This is a genomic window from Dyella telluris (assembly GCF_014297575.1).
In the GTDB taxonomy this organism is placed as follows: Bacteria; Pseudomonadota; Gammaproteobacteria; order Xanthomonadales; family Rhodanobacteraceae; genus Dyella; species Dyella telluris.
On the sequence record NZ_CP060412.1, the window covers coordinates 3,403,931 to 3,418,553 of the forward strand.

At 65.6% G+C, this 14,623-nt stretch carries 16 protein-coding genes; 10 read left to right on the forward strand and 6 right to left on the reverse strand.

Features of this window, described 5'->3' with window-relative positions:
- Positions 1–164 precede the first annotated feature (164 nt).
- Positions 165–1,289, forward strand: a complete 1,125-nt coding sequence (locus H8F01_RS14890; protein ID WP_187055868.1) for a lytic transglycosylase domain-containing protein — start codon at positions 165–167, stop codon at positions 1,287–1,289.
- Here H8F01_RS14890 and H8F01_RS14895 read toward each other — a convergent pair.
- Complete coding sequence (locus H8F01_RS14895) at positions 1,275–2,456, reverse strand: S1C family serine protease (protein WP_187055869.1); 1,182 nt, start codon at positions 2,454–2,456, stop codon at positions 1,275–1,277. The genes H8F01_RS14890 and H8F01_RS14895 overlap by 15 nt on opposite strands.
- Before the next feature lie 381 nt (positions 2,457–2,837).
- Between H8F01_RS14895 and petA the strand changes: the two genes are divergently transcribed.
- From petA to H8F01_RS14920, 5 genes are all read left to right on the forward strand, one after another.
- The gene (gene petA / locus H8F01_RS14900) at positions 2,838–3,443 is read left to right on the forward strand and encodes a ubiquinol-cytochrome c reductase iron-sulfur subunit (RefSeq protein WP_019467345.1); all 606 of its coding nucleotides are present in this window, start codon (positions 2,838–2,840) and stop codon (positions 3,441–3,443) included.
- Positions 3,443–4,744: a cytochrome b gene (locus tag H8F01_RS14905; RefSeq protein WP_187055870.1), complete on the forward strand. Its 1,302-nt coding sequence runs from the start codon at positions 3,443–3,445 to the stop codon at positions 4,742–4,744. The genes petA and H8F01_RS14905 overlap by 1 nt, the downstream gene beginning before the upstream one ends.
- The gene (locus H8F01_RS14910; protein WP_238481000.1) at positions 4,737–5,492 is read left to right on the forward strand and encodes a cytochrome c1; all 756 of its coding nucleotides are present in this window, start codon (positions 4,737–4,739) and stop codon (positions 5,490–5,492) included. Before H8F01_RS14905 ends, H8F01_RS14910 begins: the two co-directional genes overlap by 8 nt.
- A gap of 87 nt (positions 5,493–5,579) precedes the next feature.
- Complete coding sequence (locus tag H8F01_RS14915; RefSeq protein ID WP_187055871.1) at positions 5,580–6,203, forward strand: glutathione S-transferase N-terminal domain-containing protein; 624 nt, start codon at positions 5,580–5,582, stop codon at positions 6,201–6,203.
- Positions 6,204–6,353: 150 nt separating this feature from the next.
- Positions 6,354–6,806 (forward strand): ClpXP protease specificity-enhancing factor, encoded by a 453-nt coding sequence (locus tag H8F01_RS14920; protein ID WP_238481001.1) that lies wholly within the window; start codon positions 6,354–6,356, stop codon positions 6,804–6,806.
- A 54-nt stretch (positions 6,807–6,860) separates the two neighbouring features.
- Here H8F01_RS14920 and H8F01_RS14925 read toward each other — a convergent pair whose 3' ends face one another.
- The 4 genes from H8F01_RS14925 to H8F01_RS14940 form a co-directional block, all read right to left on the reverse strand.
- Positions 6,861–7,268 (reverse strand): DUF3301 domain-containing protein, encoded by a 408-nt coding sequence (locus H8F01_RS14925; RefSeq protein ID WP_187055872.1) that lies wholly within the window; start codon positions 7,266–7,268, stop codon positions 6,861–6,863.
- 94 nt (positions 7,269–7,362) lie between these two features.
- Positions 7,363–8,217, reverse strand: coding sequence for a carboxylating nicotinate-nucleotide diphosphorylase (nadC, locus tag H8F01_RS14930; RefSeq protein WP_187055873.1), 855 nt, complete (start codon positions 8,215–8,217; stop codon positions 7,363–7,365).
- On the reverse strand, positions 8,214–10,508 hold the full coding sequence (locus H8F01_RS14935; RefSeq protein WP_187055874.1) for a DUF1631 domain-containing protein: 2,295 nt from the start codon (positions 10,506–10,508) through the stop codon (positions 8,214–8,216). Before H8F01_RS14935 ends, nadC begins: the two co-directional genes overlap by 4 nt.
- A 153-nt stretch (positions 10,509–10,661) precedes the next feature.
- Positions 10,662–10,934, reverse strand: coding sequence for a Trm112 family protein (locus H8F01_RS14940; protein WP_187059313.1), 273 nt, complete (start codon positions 10,932–10,934; stop codon positions 10,662–10,664).
- A 64-nt stretch (positions 10,935–10,998) separates the two neighbouring features.
- Here H8F01_RS14940 and purE point away from each other — a divergent pair, with 64 nt between their 5' ends.
- The gene (purE, locus tag H8F01_RS14945; RefSeq protein ID WP_187055875.1) at positions 10,999–11,502 is read left to right on the forward strand and encodes a 5-(carboxyamino)imidazole ribonucleotide mutase; all 504 of its coding nucleotides are present in this window, start codon (positions 10,999–11,001) and stop codon (positions 11,500–11,502) included.
- Entirely contained in the window at positions 11,499–12,662 is a 1,164-nt protein-coding gene (locus tag H8F01_RS14950) for a 5-(carboxyamino)imidazole ribonucleotide synthase (protein WP_187055876.1), read from the forward strand. Before purE ends, H8F01_RS14950 begins: the two co-directional genes overlap by 4 nt.
- Positions 12,663–12,815: 153 nt before the next feature.
- Here H8F01_RS14950 and sodB read toward each other — a convergent pair whose 3' ends face one another.
- Complete coding sequence (sodB, locus tag H8F01_RS14955) at positions 12,816–13,394, reverse strand: superoxide dismutase [Fe] (RefSeq protein WP_187055877.1); 579 nt, start codon at positions 13,392–13,394, stop codon at positions 12,816–12,818.
- A gap of 123 nt (positions 13,395–13,517) precedes the next feature.
- Between sodB and grxD the strand changes: the two genes are divergently transcribed.
- On the forward strand, positions 13,518–13,841 hold the full coding sequence (grxD, locus tag H8F01_RS14960; protein ID WP_187055878.1) for a Grx4 family monothiol glutaredoxin: 324 nt from the start codon (positions 13,518–13,520) through the stop codon (positions 13,839–13,841).
- Positions 13,841–14,611: an SDR family NAD(P)-dependent oxidoreductase gene (locus H8F01_RS14965; RefSeq protein ID WP_187055879.1), complete on the forward strand. Its 771-nt coding sequence runs from the start codon at positions 13,841–13,843 to the stop codon at positions 14,609–14,611. The genes grxD and H8F01_RS14965 overlap by 1 nt, the downstream gene beginning before the upstream one ends.
- Positions 14,612–14,623: the final 12 nt, after the last annotated feature.

The window sequence follows — 14,623 nt, forward strand, 5'->3', positions numbered from 1 at the left end:
AATCGGCCTTGTCCTGCTTGGCGGGCGGCCGGGCCGGGAGCACACTTTGGCCCGAACCTCGCATGGCCAGTATCGTGCCAGGGGAAGATCGACCGAGGGGGATGGATGTTTGTGCTCGACCGCGATGAGGCCGCCGCCATGGTTGGGCGGCCCGAGGGGAGTCCATGACCGGGCTGCCTCGCGGCCGGCTGCGCGCGCAGGCATGGCGCCGGCTGGCGGGTGCCTGCCTGGTCCTCGTCGGCATCCTGGTGTTTCCCGACACGGTGCACGCCGGCGCCCTCTATAAGTGCACGGGTACCTCCGGCGAGGTGGTCTTCAGCAGCAGTGCCGCGGGTTATCAGGGCTGCACCCGCATAGCCGGCGCCCCCGACCCGGTGCGCAAGAAGGCGCCGGCGGCGACCGCCACGCCTTCGCTGACCGCCGTCACGGGGTCGGCTGATACCACGGCGGGCAAGGCCGTCACGGCCAGTGCGCCTCAACCGGCGTCGATCGCCTGGGTGCAGGATTCCGTGGAGACCACCGCGCGGGTCGTTCCTCCCGGGCAGTCATCCCCGGTCGCCGCGTCTGCCGGCAAGCCGGAGCAGGGCGGTTACAGGGAGGTCAGTCCCGGGGATCCGGTACCGGCACCCGACAAACCGGTCGCCAACCCTGGCACCCGTGTCCTCAGTGGCACGGTGTACCGGGTGAAGAGCAAGGACGGCACGGTCGAGTACACCAACGTCAAACCGGCGGGGGAAAAGACGGGCAACGTCGCCGCGCTTTTCGGTTACTACGAGGTGATCAAGACCTGTACGGCCTGCGATCTGCATTCGAATGTCCGCTGGGATGCGGTTGCTTTGCATCTGGGCGAGTACGGTGACGTGATCCAGCTGGCCAGCCAGGAATCGGGCGTCGACGAGGCCTTCCTGCGCGCCATCATTCATGCGGAGAGCGCGTTCAACCCGCGGGCGCTGTCGGTCAAGGGTGCGCAGGGACTGATGCAGCTGATGCCTGGCACGGCGATGGACATGGGCGTGCGCGACGCGTTCGACACGGCCCAGAACATCCGCGGCGGTGCGCGCTACCTCGGCTTGCTGATGCGCACCTTCAACGGCAACGAACGCCTGGCGGCCGCCGCGTACAACTCCGGCCCGGCGAACGTGCAGAAGTACAACGGCGTGCCGCCGTTTGCCGAAACGCAGGTCTATGTCGAGCGCGTGGGCACGTTGCGCAAGCGCTATGGATTGGCCATCCATCCGGGCGGCGGGCGCTCGCCCGTTGCCGCTGCCGGTGTGTCAGCCATCCAGTGATGCGGTCGGCGTCATGGGTGGGCGCTGGGCCAGGATCACTTCCGTGTGGAATGGCGCACCGTTGCGCAGCCCGGATACCTCCACCTTGCTGCCGGGCTTGAGCGCGGCTTCGTGGCGGCGCAGGTCCGCCGGATCCACGATGTCTTCCGAGCCGATGCGCAACAGGATGTCATGCGGCTGGATGCCGGCCTGCGCGGCCGGGCCACCGGGATAGATGTCGGTGACCTGTGCGCCGCGCGCTGCCGCCGGCAGGCCGCTGTCGGCGGCGACGGGGACGAAGGTGTAGTCGGCGCCCATCCAGCCGCGCACCACGTGGCCGGTGTCGATGATCTGGTCGAGCACGCGCTTGGCGCTGGCCACGGGAATGGCGAAGCTGATGCCCTCGGCGTTGGCGGCCTTGCCGATCAGCAGGGTATTGATGCCGACCAGTTCGCCGGCGGTGTTGACCAGCGCGCCACCGGAATTGCCCAGGTTGATGGCCGCATCCGTCTGGATGAAGTCCTCGGGGCTGGACGTGTTCAGCTGGCGGCCGATGGCGCTGATGATGCCCATGGTCACCGTCTGGTTCAGGCCCAGCGGGTTGCCGATGGCCAGCACCACGTCACCGGTGCGGGCCGGGCGATGGTCGGCGATATGGATCACCGGCAGGTTGCCGGCGTCGATCCGCAGCACGGCCAGGTCGGTTTCCTGGTCGGCGCCCACCACCGTGGCCTTGGCCACGCGGCCGTCGTACAGCAGCACCTGGATGTCGTCCGCGTTGGCGATCACGTGGTTGTTGGTGAGCACGTAGCCCTGCTGCACGATCACGCCCGAACCCAGGCTCTGTTCTCGCCGCTTGTAGGCCGGACCGGCGGGGCGGCCGCCGAACAGGCGCTGCAGCACCGGGTCGGTGTACATCTGCACCGCCTGCTCGGTCACCATCTTGTTGGCGTAGATGTTCACCACCGAGGGAGCCGCCTTGGCGACCGCATCGGCATAGGAGATCGGGCCGCTCTCGTGCGTCGGTGCCGGCGTGCTGACCTGCTCGCTGGTGGCGTGCGAAACCCCGAAGCGCTCCCTCAGTCGGTTGCCCACATTCGGCCACATGAGGCTGATGACGAAGGCAACCGCCAACCCGAGCACGACGAATCGGGCGATGAATGCGAGCGTGCCGGCGGCATGTTTCATGTCGTTAAAGCGTTTCGCAGCAAGGTGTTAGAGAGCGGTGCGTACATGTGTCGCAGGCGTGGCGCTTTTATTGTACGAGCCATGCCCTGTCGCTACACTAACCCGATTTGCGGGAGCCAGACTCTGCTGGCGCTTGCGAAGCGGGTTGTCCCGGGGTTGCCCCGGTGCGCTAGGAGCCAGACAACGGAAGCCTGCAGCTCTCACTGCAGGCTCATCGTGCCGGTGCCGCGCGTGCCTGCTGTTCTCTAAGGGGGAGACTTAGGGGGATTTTCCGGTCACAGCATGTAATCTCATGCTGTCGGACTTGATCGACGCGCTTGGCAAGCACCTGTGGAACTCTTTAAGTTCCGCGTCTCAATGGCATAAGTACCGGAGAGCCTGATGGCGAACGAAGTCGTCGATCACGGCCGCCGCCGCTTCCTCACAGCGACCACGGCCGTGGTCGGTGGTGTGGGAGTCGTTACGGCAGTCGTGCCCTTCATCAAGTCGTGGGAACCCAGTGCGCGGGCCAAGTCCGCGGGCGCCCCCGTCACCGTCGACATCAGCAAGATCGAAGAGGGCCAGCGGGTAACCTACCCGTGGCGCGGTCTGCCGGTATTCGTGGTCAACCGCACCAAGGCGCAGCTCGATGCGCTGCCCAGCCAGGACGCCCGCCTGGTCGATGCCAAGTCTGACTCCGGCTCGGCCGAACAGCAGCCCAAGTACGCGCAGAACGAAACGCGCTCCATCAAGCCCGAGTGGCTGGTGCTGGTGGGTCTTTGCACCCACCTGGGTTGCGTGCCCGACTTCGTCCCGGTGATGAAGCCCGAGCCGTTCGATCCGGACTGGAAGGGCGGCTTCTACTGCCCCTGCCACAAGTCGCGCTACGACATGTCCGGCCGCGTCTATCAGGGCGTGCCCGCACCGAAGAACCTGTTGGTGCCTCCCTACCATTTCGTTGACGACACGCACATCCAGGTTGGCGTGGATCCGAAGGAGGCAGGCTGATGGCCAACGTGATCACGCGAATCGGCGACTGGGTCAACGAGCGGGCTCCGGGCCTCATGCCCATGTACCGCAAGCACATGACCGAGTACTACGCGCCGAAGAACTTCAATCTTTGGTACTACTTTGGTTCGCTGGCGCTGGTGGTGCTGATCAATCAGATCGTCACCGGCATCTTCCTCACCATGAACTACAAGACGAGTGCGGCGGAAGCCTTCAACTCGGTCGAGTACATCATGCGTGACGTGGAGTGGGGCTGGCTGATCCGCTACATGCACTCCACCGGTGCCTCGCTGTTCTTCGTGGTGGTGTTCCTGCACATGTTCCGCGGCCTGATGTACGGCTCGTACCAGAAGCCGCGCGAGCTGGTGTGGCTGCTGGGCATGCTGATCTTCCTCGCGCTGATGGCCGAGGCCTTCATGGGCTACGTGCTGCCGTGGGGCAACATGTCGTTCTGGGGCGCCAAGGTGATCATCTCGCTGTTCGGCACCATCCCGGTGATCGGCGGCAGCCTGGTCGAGTGGATCATGGGCGATTACCTGCCCGCCGATGCCACGCTCAACCGCTTCTTCGCGCTGCACGTGATCGCACTGCCGATCGTGCTGCTGCTGCTGGTGGTGCTGCACCTTGCCGCGCTGCACGAAGTGGGTTCGAACAACCCCGATGGCGTGGACACCAAGCATGGCCCGAAGGGCAATCGCTGGGATCCGAAGGCACCGGCGGACGGTATTCCCTTCCACCCGTACTATTCGGTGAAGGACACCTTCGGCGTTGGCTTCTTCCTGATCATCGCGGCGTTCATCATCTTCTTCGCGCCCACCTTTGGCGGTTGGTTCCTGGAGCACGACAACTTCGTGCCGGCGAACAACCTGGTGACGCCGACGCACATCAAGCCGTCGTGGTACTTCACCCCGTTCTACGCGATCCTGCGCATGATCCCGTCGTTCTTCGGCACGGCCTTCTGGGGTGTGCTGGGCATGTTCGGCGCCATCGCGCTGCTGTTCCTGCTGCCGTGGATCGATGGTGGCAAGGTGCGCTCCATCCGTTACCGCGGCACCGGCTTCAAGGTGGCGCTGATGACCTTTGCGGCGTCCTTCATCGGCCTGGCCCTGGTGGGTGCGGGCGTGATCGGGGAGTGGGCGCTGGAGTGGTTCCCTGCCGACGCAACGGCCGCGGAGAACGCCTTCGGTCGCGTGATGACCTTCCTTTACTTCGGGTACTTCGTGTTCCTGTGGTTGTACACACACCGTGGTTGGGAAAAGACCAAGCCGGTCCCGGAGCGGGTGGTGTTCGACCATGACTAAGCGACTGTTGCCGATGAAGAAGATCTTTATCTCGTTCGCGCTGGCTGTTGGACTGTTTGCCGGCGCTGCCACCACGGTGGCAGCGGAAGAGGGTGGCTTCCAGTCTGCGGGCAACAACATCCGCGACCAGGCTTCCCTGCAGCGCGGTGCCAAGCTGTTCTTCAACTACTGCGTGGGTTGCCACTCGCTGAAGTACGTGCGCTATTCGCGCATGGCCGAAGACCTGGGCCTGTCCGAAGACGAGGTGATGAAGAACCTCAACTTCACCGGCGCCAAGTTCGGCGACCCGGTGATCGCGCACATGCCCGACGACTCGGCCCAGCAGTTCTTCGGCAAGGCGCCGCCGGACCTGTCGCTGGAAGTGCGTGCCAAGGAGCAGGGCGCCGACTGGGTCTACTCCTACCTCAACTCGTTCTATGTCGACCCGACCCGTCCGGTGGGCTGGAACAACACGGTGTTCCCGAATGCCTCCATGCCGTTCCCGCTGTGGGAGCTGCAGGGCATCCAGACCGCCGTGAAGAAGGAAGGCAGTGACGACGTCGAGAAGCTGGAGCTGTCGCAGCCGGGCACGCTCACGCCGGCCCAGTACCAGCAGGCCACCCGTGACCTGAGCAACTTCCTGGAGTACGCCGCCGAGCCGGCCGCCCTCCAGCGCCAGCGTTACGGCATCTGGGTGCTGCTGTTCCTGGCAGGCTTCACTTTCCTGGCATATCTGCTAAAGAAGGAGTACTGGAAGGACGTCCACTAAGACGTCACTTTCCGGAGCCTACGGTACGGCGGCCTCAGATGGGTTCTGTTGCCGCCGTATCGCGTCATGTCGATGGGGAGATCGCGCATGGTTCAAAGCGCTCGTTCGCGTACCGCACTCGCCCTGTACACCACCGCAGATGGCATCCAATGCCACCGGACGCGCCTCGTGCTTGCCGCCAAGGGCGTCAGTTACGACCGGGTGATGGTTGATCCCGCCAAGCCGCCGGAAGACCTGCTGGACCTCAACCCGTACGGCTCCACGCCTACCCTGGTTGATCGCGACCTGACCCTCTACAACACCGCGGTTGTCTGCGAATACCTCGACGAACGCTATCCCCATCCTCCGCTGATGCCCATCGACCCGCTGTCCAGGGCGCGGCTGCGCCTGGCCACCGTGCGGATCGAGCTGGACTGGTTGCCCGAGATCGACACGATCAGGGCGGGTGGTCGCCCGGCAGACGCCGCACGCAAGCGGCTCCGTGAGCACCTGCTGGCCGCCTTGCCGTTGTTCAAGGCCTCACGCTTCTTCCTGAATCCCGAAATGAGCCTGACCGATTGCCTGGTCGCCCCGGTGGTCTGGCGCCTGCCCTGGCTGGGCGTGGATCTGGGACGGGAGGGCAAGCCCATCCTGGATTACGGCGAGCGCCTGTTCGCCAGCCAGGGTTACGTCCGCAGCATGACGCCGGAAGAGAAGGCCATGCGCGCCTGAGGCGGCGCGGCCCCGGCTGCTTGCCGGGGCGGGAAGGGCGCCTCATGGCGCCACTGCGACACCTTGCCTCGCCTTGGCATTACACTGCCATGATCCATCTGGCCCGCTTCCGGTCCGTTCCGGCAGGCGGCGCTCTCCATAGGCTTTGGAATGACCGACGACAAGCTCCCGCCGATGTCCTCGAATCGCCCGTATCTGCTCAGGGCGATTTACGACTGGATCACCGACAACAACCTGACCCCCTACGTCCTCGTGGACGCCACCAGGGAGGGTGTGCGGGTGCCGCCGCAGGTCATCAAGAACGGGCAGGTCGTACTGAACCTGGCCATGCGTGCCGTTGCCAATCTTGATCTGGGCAACGACTGGATCAGCTTCCAGGCGCGGTTTTCCGGCGTCAGCCACAACATCCATATCCCGGTGACCGCCGTGCTGGCGCTGTACGCGCAGGAAAACGGCCAGGGCATGATGTTTCCTGCGGAAGAAGGGGGCGACCAGCCGCCGCCGTCTTCGCCCGATCCGGACGATACGCCGCCGCCGCCCGAGGGCGACCAGGCCGGTGAAAAGCCCAAGCGCAGCGCGCCGTTCCTGCGGGTAGTGAAGTAATCACGCGCGTCGCGCCGGCTGTGTGCCGGTGCCGCCTGGTCGAGTGACTGTGATTCAGTGAAGCGTGTTGTCCTTGCGCAGGCGAGGACGCAGCGGGATCACATTGTCGGTCGCCGGCGGTGGCACGTGCTCGGTGAGCAAGCCGGGCAGGTGGCTCTGGATGGTCGGCAGGCTGATGCCGCTGAGCGTATGACCAATGAGCCACAGCTTTCCCGGCTCGCGGTCGTTGCCGTCGATGCTTACCTCGAAGGTGTAGCAGCGCTCCAGCAGCAGCTGCCCATGCTGGCGAAGCAGGTGGACGCCGCGCAAACCCACGCTTTCATCGAGCAGCTGCAGGCCGTGCTGGCGACATTGCATGCGTGCCTCGTGGGTAGCCTGCTCGCGCCCGCGGGCAAGCTTGAGCCACAGGCCGATGATCGCCAGCAGCACCAGGAGCAGGAACAGGTCGGAAAGCTCACTCATGCCGCGAGAGTGTAGGCGTTGCGTCCGGCTTGCAAGGGGCGCGATGTGAACGCGGCCCCCGTGATCCGGGCATCCGGGTGGGCTGGATGCCTGCTCAGTCGAGCTGCAGGCGAAGCGACAGGTCCACCGCTCGCACGTGCTTGGTGAGCGCGCCCACCGAGATGTAATCCACGCCCGTGCCGGCGTATCCACCGATGGTGGAAAGGTCCACGTTACCGGAGATCTCCAGCTCCGCGCGCCCCTTGGCGATGGCCACGGCCTCGCGCATCAGCGGCAGCGTGAAATTGTCCAGCATGATGCGGTCGGCGCCGGCGTCGAGCGCCTGCTGCAGCTCGTCGAGGTTCTCCACCTCGATCTCCAGTAGCAGTGTCGGGTGCAGGCGACGTGCAGCCTCGGCCGCGGCCTTGATGCCGCCGGCGGCGATGATGTGGTTTTCCTTGACCAGGATGGCGTCGTACAGGCCGACGCGGTGGTTATGACCACCACCGCAGCGCACGGCGTACTTCTGTGCAAGGCGCAGGCCGGGCACGGTCTTGCGCGTGTCGAGCACGCGCACGCCGGTGCCGGCAACGGCGGCGACATGGGCAGCCGTGGTCGTTGCCGTGCCGGAAAGCAGCTGCAGGAAATTGAGTGCCGAGCGTTCGGCGCTTACCAGTGCCCGGGCATTGCCGTGCAGGCGGCAGATCACGGACCCGGCGGGAACGCGATCGCCGTCGCGCACGGCCCAGTCGATCTGTACCTGAGGATCCAGCTGGCGGAAGCAGGCGTTGAACCAGTCGATGCCCGCCATGACCGCGTCTTCGCGGCAGGTCAGCGTGGCACTGGCCGACGCGCTGGCAGGCAGCAGGTCGGCGGTAGCGTCGCCGCTGCCGATATCTTCGGCAAAAGCGCGCGCCACGTCCGCCTGGATAAGCTCGGACGCCGGGGAAACAAGTTGTACTGAAGTCATTCGATGGGGGCTTGTGCGGTGGCCGGTTGGCTGAGGCGACCGACGATGGCATCCAGCGCACGGTCGAACAGCGCGCTGGATTCAAGCACGCGCGCCGTGTCGCTGGCGAGTGCCTGGGCCAGTTCGTGCGGCGCGTAGTCGGCCACCTTCAGGCCGCGACGGTTCACGAACAGGTAGCGGCCACTCATCGGGCTGATCCACGAAAGCTTGGCGCGCTCGACGGTTTCCGGGCCCGTCACGAACTCCAGCCAGGTACCGGGCTTGAGCTCGGCCACCAGTCGCATCTCCGGCGTGTCGGCCGGCGGCTCGGGCGCGGGTTCGGAACGGGCAAGCTCCGCTTCCGACTCGGCGATCGGCTGGATGCTTTCAGGAATGGGCAGGGTGGTGGACTCTTCCACCGCCTGTACTTCGGCCTCCGGCACGGCTTCGCCGAGCTGGTGGCGGTAATACGTATGCAGCTGGGCCAGCAGGCGATCGATGTCGCTTTCCTGGAAAGCCACATTGGCCAGGCCGCGGCGCAGGGCGCGTTCGATGCCCGGCAGCATCTGGCGCAGTGCGCGACGCTCGTCGAGCGTACGTGCCGGCTTGGTGCTGTCGATGAAGTCGTTGGCAAACCGCAGCGCGTCGCGGAACTCGCTGGATTCCTCGCCCTGGCGCAGGATGGTCAGCACCAGGTAATTGGCCCATGCGCGCGACAGGATGCCGTGAATCAACGGCGGCAGGTGCTGCCCTTCGATGCGGCTGAGGATCTCGCGTGCGGCGCGGCGGCGCGCCTGCTCGAGCTTCTCGCGTCCGCGGGTGGACTCGGCCACGCGCTGTTCGGCCAGTTCCGCGCGGCGGCGGCTGATGTCCTGGAATTCCTGCAGCTCGGTGCACAGGCGTTCGAAGATGGTCATGTCATCGTCGAAGTCCTGCAGCAGGCGATCGACGATGGATTTGATCTTGTCGTGCAGGCGATGGTCGCGATCGGACTCCGCCGACCAGCCCTTGGCGGCATCGGCGAGCGCGTCCAGCAGGCGGCGGGCCGGATGCTGACGATGGGCGAACAGCTTGCGGTCGAGGATGGCGGCCTTGAGATACGGAATCTGCAGGCGAGCCAGCAGCACCTGCATTTCGGTCGGCAGGTTGCGGTCTTCGAGAATGAACTCGAACAGCATGCCGACGAGGTCGATGGTGTCCTCGTCGATGGTCGACACCTGGCTGGGCTTTTCGCCGCGCAGGGAGCCGATCTGGGCCAGCAGATGTTCCTTCAGCTGCTGCACTTCACCGGCGAGTTCGAGCGCATTGGCGCTGCCCACCGGCATCTGCTGATTGATGGCAGCCTGGCTCTGCAGCACGCTCAGCGCACCGATCAGTTCGTTGGCGCTGGGTAGCTGCATGGCGCCGGCCGGTATCCGCGTCTGCGCGGCGGGCACCGAGCGGCGCGCGCTGAACAGGGTGCGCAGGGTCTGGATGAGCTCGCTGGACGCGCCGGCTTCATCTTCGGCCAGGAACGTGCCTTCGCCCTGTTCCATGCCGGCCACGTCGCCTGCATCGGCCGCTGCACCCGTCGGTCGCGGAGCGCTGCCGCCGCGACCCACCACCTCGTGGCGCAGTTGCGGCAGTACGCCGGCGCGCACCAGTTCGGCGTTGATTTCCTGGTAGAGCTCGTCGAGCGAGGCCAGCACGTAGCGGTCGAACAGCTTGTAGATGATCAGCTTGACGCGCATTTCCGCGTTGAGCTCGCGCATCGCCTGGCGGAAGGCCTGCGACAGCGCCGCCGGGCCGACCGGATTGCTGCCGTCGTCGATCTTGATGCCGCCGTAGATCACCGACAGGCGCTGGTTCACGGCGAACAAGTCGCGCGTGAGGCGCGTTTCGTTCTTGCCGATCATGCTGGTGATGGCCAGCGATTCTTCCAGCTCGTTGTCGGCTACCAGCGACAATTCCACCGTGCCCGGCGGCAGGGAGATGCCGTTGCCGTTGCTGGTGTTGTTGTTGCGGTAGCTGGAGGCGAAATCACTCAGCTCGCGGGAAATCTGCGAGAGGAAGCTGCGTTCCACGATCGGACGACGCTTGCGTACTTCGCGCATGCCGTCGAAGTAGTGCATCTGGGCGGCGTTGTTCTCCGCCTTTTCCGCCAGATCGAAGAGGGCATCGTCGACATGCTCGAACATGCCGTTGACCAGAATCTGCAGGCGGCGACCGGCGATGTCCCGAACGGTGTTCAAAAGGGCGCCTCCGCGCTCGCTGGACGGGTCCAGGCGCTGGGTCAGGCTGACGATGTTGGATGATTCTGTGGCGTCTTTCATCGCCTCACCCCCTGAAAGTGATGCCGATGCGCATTAAGCCGCATACGACAATACGCCAGCCTACAATAAGCGATGGCAAGGGCCGCTGTCATTCAGCGTGTCGATATATGTCGACACGTTCACAAGACGCGAATTATTGCGGCCTTTCGGGCGTCAGGCCGCGGCCGGAAAGTCAGTGAGCTGCAAGGTTCCGATGCCTTCCTCGGGCAGCATCACGGGAATGCCGTCCTCGACCCGGTAAATGACCTTGCGGTCGGTGGTGACCAGACCTTCTGACACAGGGGCGCCCACGGCGACCCCGGCCACGGTCTGCACCTGGCCGGCCGCGATGGCCTTATTCAGGGCATCCAGCTCCTGGCGCTGGAGGGGGCGGACGGGAACCTTGCTGACTGGGCAGCAGAGGATGTCGAGCAGGCGTTTGTCCATGGGGAGCGGGATCGTGCTGAGACGCGGAAAGTCCGTACAATAACCCTTTTGGATGGCTTGGGTCATGACCGCGACTTCCCTCCCGCCGCGCGTGGGTGTTGTGATGGGCTCCCGTTCGGACTGGGAAACCATGGAGCACGCGTCCAGCGTGCTGGCCGAACTGGGCGTGGCGCACGAGGTGCGGGTGGTTTCCGCCCATCGCACGCCTGACCTGCTGTTCCAGTATGCCGATGAGGCCGTGGGTCGCGGAATCCAGGTCATCATTGCCGGTGCCGGTGGCGCAGCCCATCTGCCGGGCATGCTGGCGGCCAAGACCCGACTTCCCGTGTTGGGCGTGCCGGTGCAGTCCAAGGCACTGAACGGCATGGATTCGCTGCTTTCCATCGCGCAGATGCCGGCGGGCATTCCCGTGGGCACCCTGGCCATCGGCCGCGCTGGCGCCGTGAACGCCGGCATCATGGCCGCCTCGGTGCTGGCCCTGCATGACCCGGCTATTGCTGCCGCGCTGGATGCCTATCGCCATCGCCAGACGCAGACCGTGCTGGATAACCCGGACCCGCGCTCGTGACCGCCCGTCGCCAGCCGGTACTGGGCATTCTTGGTGGTGGCCAGCTCGCGCGCATGCTGGCGCTCGCCGCCGCTCCGCTGGGCGTGAAGACGCTGGTGGTGGACAGTGCCGCCGACGCCTGTGCCGGCCAGGTCGCCCCGCTGGTGGTGGCGGACTGGAGCGATTACGAGGCGCTGGAGCATTTCGCGCGCGAAGTCGACGTGGTCACCTTCGATTTCGAGAACGTCCCCGCCGAGACCGCCCACAGGCTGGCCAAGCGCGTGGCCGTGTTCCCGGCACCGCGTGCGCTCGCCGTGGCGCAGGATCGCCTGGCCGAGAAGACGCTGTTCCGCGAATGCGGCCTGATGACGCCTGAATTCCAGGCGGTCGATACCCGCGAGGACCTGGACCGTGCGCTGGCCACCGTAGGCGCCCCGGCCATCCTCAAGACCCGCCGCCTCGGCTACGACGGCAAGGGTCAGTTCCGCATCAAGACGCTGGCCGATGCCGATGCGGCATGGGCGGCGCTGGGCGGGCAGGCCCAGGCGCACGGCCTGATCCTCGAGGCGTTCGTGCCGTTCGATCGCGAGCTGTCGGTGATTGCGGTGCGCAGCCGCGATGGCGACTTCCGCACCTGGCCGCTCACCCAGAACTGGCATACCGATGGCGTGCTGTCGCTGAGCCTGGCGCCGGCGTCCGACATCGAGGCCCTGCAGGTGCGCGCCACCGGCCTGGCTCGCACGCTGGCGGAGAAGCTCGAATACGTCGGCGTCTTCGCGCTGGAGCTGTTCGTGAAGAACGGCGAACTGCTCGGCAACGAAATGGCGCCGCGCGTGCACAACTCCGGTCACTGGACCATCGAGGGTGCGCTGACCAGCCAGTTCGAGAACCACGTGCGGGCCGTGCTCGGCCTGCCGCTGGGCGATACCTCGGCGCGTGGCTTGTCCGCCATGTTCAACTGGATCGGCGAGCTACCTGACATGGCGCCCGTGCTGGAAGCCGTCGACGCGCACTGGCACGACTACGGCAAGCAGCCGCGAGTCGGCCGCAAGGTGGGGCATGCCACGGTGTGCGCGCCCGATGCGCGCGTGCTGGTGGAGCGTCTTTCCGGCATTGCCCATGCACTGGGCCGCGACCATCAGGCGGAGCCGGCGGTGGGCAAGCTGACGGAGAACGAGTGATCACACAACCCTTGTAGGAGCGCGCTTGCGCGCGACCGCAGGGTGCGGGGTTTCCGTTTCGTGGGTCGCGCGCAAGCGCTCCTACAAAAAAATACCTGCAGGCAAAAAAACGGGGCCCCATGGCCCCGTTTTTCATGGCAATCCCGGGAGGGATCAGGCCAGGTTCTTGGCCGCGAATTCCCAGTTCACCAAGTTCCAGAACGCCTCGACGTACTTCGGACGGGCGTTGCGGTAATCAATGTAGTACGCGTGTTCCCACACGTCGCAGGTCAGCAGCGGCTTGTCGCTGCCGGTGATCGGCGTGGCGGCGTTGGAGGTGTTCACGATGCCCAGCGAGCCATCCGGACGCTGCACCAGCCAGGTCCAGCCCGAGCCGAAGTTGCCCACGGCCGACTTGGTGAACTCTTCCTTGAACTTCTCGAACGAGCCGAAGGCCTTGTTGATGGCATCGGCCAGCTTGCCGGTCGGCTCGTTGCCGCCCTTGGGGCTGAGCGAGTGCCAGTAGAAGGTGTGGTTCCAGATCTGGGCGGCATTGTTGAACACGCCACCGGACGACTTCTTGATGATGTCTTCCAGCGAGGCGTTCTCGAACTCGGTGCCCTTGACCAGGTTGTTGAGGTTGGTCACATAGGCCTGGTGGTGCTTGCCGTAGTGATACTCAAGCGTCTCGGCCGAGATGTGCGGTTCGAGCGCGTTCTTTTCGTAGGGCAGGGCGGGGAGTTCGAAGGCCATGTTGTGGCTCCTGGGCGTTGGCTAAGGAAAGAGGCCGGGCTGGAATGGCCGGGAAGACGGCGACCCGTGCACGACTGATACACTACCGATCTGCATGCATTGTAGCGATGAAACAACCGACTTATGGACGTTAACGAGCGAATCAAGGCTGTACTGGCCGAACACGCCATCGTGCTCTTCATGAAGGGTACGCCGCAGTTCCCCATGTGCGGCTTCTCCAGTCGTGCCGCGCAGGCGCTGACGGAGGCCGGTGCGGCATTCCACGACGTCAATGTGCTGGCCGACCCGGAAATCCGTTCGGCATTGCCGCATTACGCGAACTGGCCGACCTTTCCGCAGCTCTTCATCCAGGGCGAGCTGATCGGCGGCTGCGACATCATCGAAGACCTCAAGGTCTCCGGTGAACTCGCGCGCATGGCGGCCGACGTGGCAGGGGCTGATTCCTGATGACGCTTCCCCTGGTTCGTTTGCCCGAAGGCTGGGCCCCGGCGCCCGCTTCGCTGGAAGGCCGCGTCGTGCTGGTCACCGGTGCCTGCGGTGGGCTCGGCTCCGCCGTGGCTCGCGCCGCGTCGCGAGCCGGCGCCACGGTGGTTATCACGGGGCGTCGCAAGCGTCAGCTCGAACAGCTCTATGACGCCATGGTCGGCGAGGGACTGCCCGAGCCCATCATCCATCCACTGGATCTGGAAGCGGCCACGCCCACCGATTACGAAGCGCTGGCCGATGGCCTGGAGCGCGACTTCGGCCGGCTCGATGGCATCGTGCACGCGGCGGCCAGCTTCAAGGAGCTGACCCCGCTGTCCGTGCACAAGCCGGACGACTGGCTGCGCGTCATGCACGTGAATGTGTCCGCGCCGTTCGCGCTGACACAGGCCTGCATGCCGCTGCTGACGCGTGCACCCGACAGCGCCGCGGTGTTCGTGATCGACAACCCCGAGCTCGTGCAGCGCGCACACTGGGGCGCTTACGGCGTGTCGAAGGCTGCGCTGGAGCGACTGGTCGAGATCCTGCATCAGGAAACCGAAGCCACGCCGCTGCGCGCGCACGCCCTGCTGCCCGCGCCGATGCGCACCACCCTGCGCCGGGCGGCCTACTTCGGCGAGGACACCACGATCCAGCCGCTACCGGATGCCACGGCGGACGTCGTGGTGCATCTGCTCGGCGAACAGGGCAAGGCCGCGCGTGGCGCGGCACTCGACCTGCGCGTGCAGGCATGACCATGACGCGAG

What these genes read in the sequence shown, in the direction of transcription:
- H8F01_RS14890 (WP_187055868.1), top strand. Translation starts at nt 165, where the DNA reads ATGACCGGGCTGCCTCGCGGCCGGCTGCGCGCGCAGGCATGGCGCCGG.
- H8F01_RS14895 (WP_187055869.1), bottom strand. Translation starts at nt 2,456, where the DNA reads ATGAAACATGCCGCCGGCACGCTCGCATTCATCGCCCGATTCGTCGTG.
- petA (WP_019467345.1), top strand. Translation starts at nt 2,838, where the DNA reads ATGGCGAACGAAGTCGTCGATCACGGCCGCCGCCGCTTCCTCACAGCG.
- H8F01_RS14905 (WP_187055870.1), top strand. Translation starts at nt 3,443, where the DNA reads ATGGCCAACGTGATCACGCGAATCGGCGACTGGGTCAACGAGCGGGCT.
- H8F01_RS14910 (WP_238481000.1), top strand. Translation starts at nt 4,737, where the DNA reads ATGACTAAGCGACTGTTGCCGATGAAGAAGATCTTTATCTCGTTCGCG.
- H8F01_RS14915 (WP_187055871.1), top strand. Translation starts at nt 5,580, where the DNA reads ATGGTTCAAAGCGCTCGTTCGCGTACCGCACTCGCCCTGTACACCACC.
- H8F01_RS14920 (WP_238481001.1), top strand. Translation starts at nt 6,354, where the DNA reads ATGACCGACGACAAGCTCCCGCCGATGTCCTCGAATCGCCCGTATCTG.
- H8F01_RS14925 (WP_187055872.1), bottom strand. Translation starts at nt 7,268, where the DNA reads ATGAGTGAGCTTTCCGACCTGTTCCTGCTCCTGGTGCTGCTGGCGATC.
- nadC (WP_187055873.1), bottom strand. Translation starts at nt 8,217, where the DNA reads ATGACTTCAGTACAACTTGTTTCCCCGGCGTCCGAGCTTATCCAGGCG.
- H8F01_RS14935 (WP_187055874.1), bottom strand. Translation starts at nt 10,508, where the DNA reads ATGAAAGACGCCACAGAATCATCCAACATCGTCAGCCTGACCCAGCGC.
- H8F01_RS14940 (WP_187059313.1), bottom strand. Translation starts at nt 10,934, where the DNA reads ATGGACAAACGCCTGCTCGACATCCTCTGCTGCCCAGTCAGCAAGGTT.
- purE (WP_187055875.1), top strand. Translation starts at nt 10,999, where the DNA reads ATGACCGCGACTTCCCTCCCGCCGCGCGTGGGTGTTGTGATGGGCTCC.
- sodB (WP_187055877.1), bottom strand. Translation starts at nt 13,394, where the DNA reads ATGGCCTTCGAACTCCCCGCCCTGCCCTACGAAAAGAACGCGCTCGAA.
- grxD (WP_187055878.1), top strand. Translation starts at nt 13,518, where the DNA reads ATGGACGTTAACGAGCGAATCAAGGCTGTACTGGCCGAACACGCCATC.
- H8F01_RS14965 (WP_187055879.1), top strand. Translation starts at nt 13,841, where the DNA reads ATGACGCTTCCCCTGGTTCGTTTGCCCGAAGGCTGGGCCCCGGCGCCC.